Here is a 1,389-nt window from a genome sequence, read left to right as displayed (position 1 = left end):
TTCTACAGTTGAGGTTTCCTTGAGGCGTCCTCAGGTGTGTGGCGGAGCATTGGTTCGTGGAGGCGGGCCATGGTTTCGGACACTGTGGGTGTCCTGCGCTGGCGCGACGAGCTGGGAGCGCTGCAGGCACGGCTGGGTCGGCTGTTCGTCCGGGCGGAGCCTCGGCGGCAGGCAGGCTTGTACCTCGAGGGGCTGCTGAGCTCAGTCAAGCGCAAGAATGGCTGGCAACTGGCCGAACAAATCGGCGATGCGCGTCCCTGGCGGACCCAGCGGGTGCTCAGCCACGTCCTGTGGGACGCGGACGCGGCTCGGGACCTGTGCCGCGATTATGTGCTTGAGCATCTCGGGGCTGATGACGGCGTGCTGATCGCCGACGAGACCGGGTTTCTCAAGAAGGGCGAGCACTCGGTTGGCGTGGCGCGGCAATATAGCGGCACGGCGGGGCGGATCGAGAATGCGCAGATCGGGGTCTTCCTGGCCTATGCCAGCGGCAAGGGGCACGCGTTGATCGACCGCGAGCTCTACCTGCCCAGGAAGGAGTGGTGCGAGGATAGCGGCAGGCGCGCCGAGGCCTCCATTCCCGAGGAGGTGGGGTTCGCCACCAAGCCGACACTGGCGGGCCGCATGATCCAGCGGGCGCTCGATGCTGGTCTGCCCTGCGCCTGGGTGCTGGGCGACGAGGTCTACGGTTCGGACCGCCGGCTGCGCATTGCCCTTGAACAGCGCAAGCAGCCCTTCGTGCTCGCCATCCGCAGCAATGAGAAGCTCTGGGCGGTGCTGGATGGGCGCCTCGGGCAGCACGCCGCCTCGCGTCTGGCCGCTCGTCTTCCAGCCCAGGCTTGGCAGCGTTTGTCGGCCGGAGCGGGCAGCAAGGGCGAGCGGGTCTATGACTGGGCGCGCCTTGGGCTGACCCGGCTCCAGCAGCCGCCCTGGGATCACTGGCTCTTGGTCCGGCGCAGCCGCAAGAACCCAAAGGACCTCGCCTACTACGTCGTCTTCGGTCCCGACCAGACCACGCTGGCCACCCTCGCGCGCGTCGCTGGCCGGCGCTGGGCCATCGAGGAATGCTTCGAGGCCGCCAAGCAGGAGGTCGGCCTGGCCGACTACGAGATCCGCTCGTGGCATGGATGGTACCGGCATATCACGCTGGCCATGCTCGCCTTGGCCTTTCTCGCCGGTATGCGAGCGAAGCTCAACGCCGCCCCGCGGCAAAAAAGGGGGACCAGCAACCCCGACTTCTGGCCGACCTCAGCACAGGCGAGATCCGCCATCTCATCAGCAGCCTCCAGCGCGCCGTTGGCGTCGTGCTCGACCGCCTCTTCGAATGGTCTCTCTGGCGACGCATACACCAGGCTATCGCTAGGACATGCCACTGGCGCCGCAGCCAGC

1 pseudogene is annotated in these 1,389 nt (G+C 67.3%); it reads left to right on the top strand.

What is annotated here, in order from left to right:
* Positions 1 to 69: 69 nt before the first annotated feature.
* Positions 70 to 1,191, top strand: a pseudogene (locus GSE44_RS25005) (IS701 family transposase); the annotation flags it as partial.
* Positions 1,192 to 1,389: the final 198 nt, after the last annotated feature.

This window comes from Muricoccus harenae (assembly GCF_009848505.1).
Lineage (GTDB): Bacteria > Pseudomonadota > Alphaproteobacteria > Acetobacterales > Acetobacteraceae > Roseomonas > Roseomonas harenae.
The sequence above is the reverse complement of the archived record's forward strand: the minus strand, read 5'-3'. Positions and strand labels throughout refer to the sequence as shown.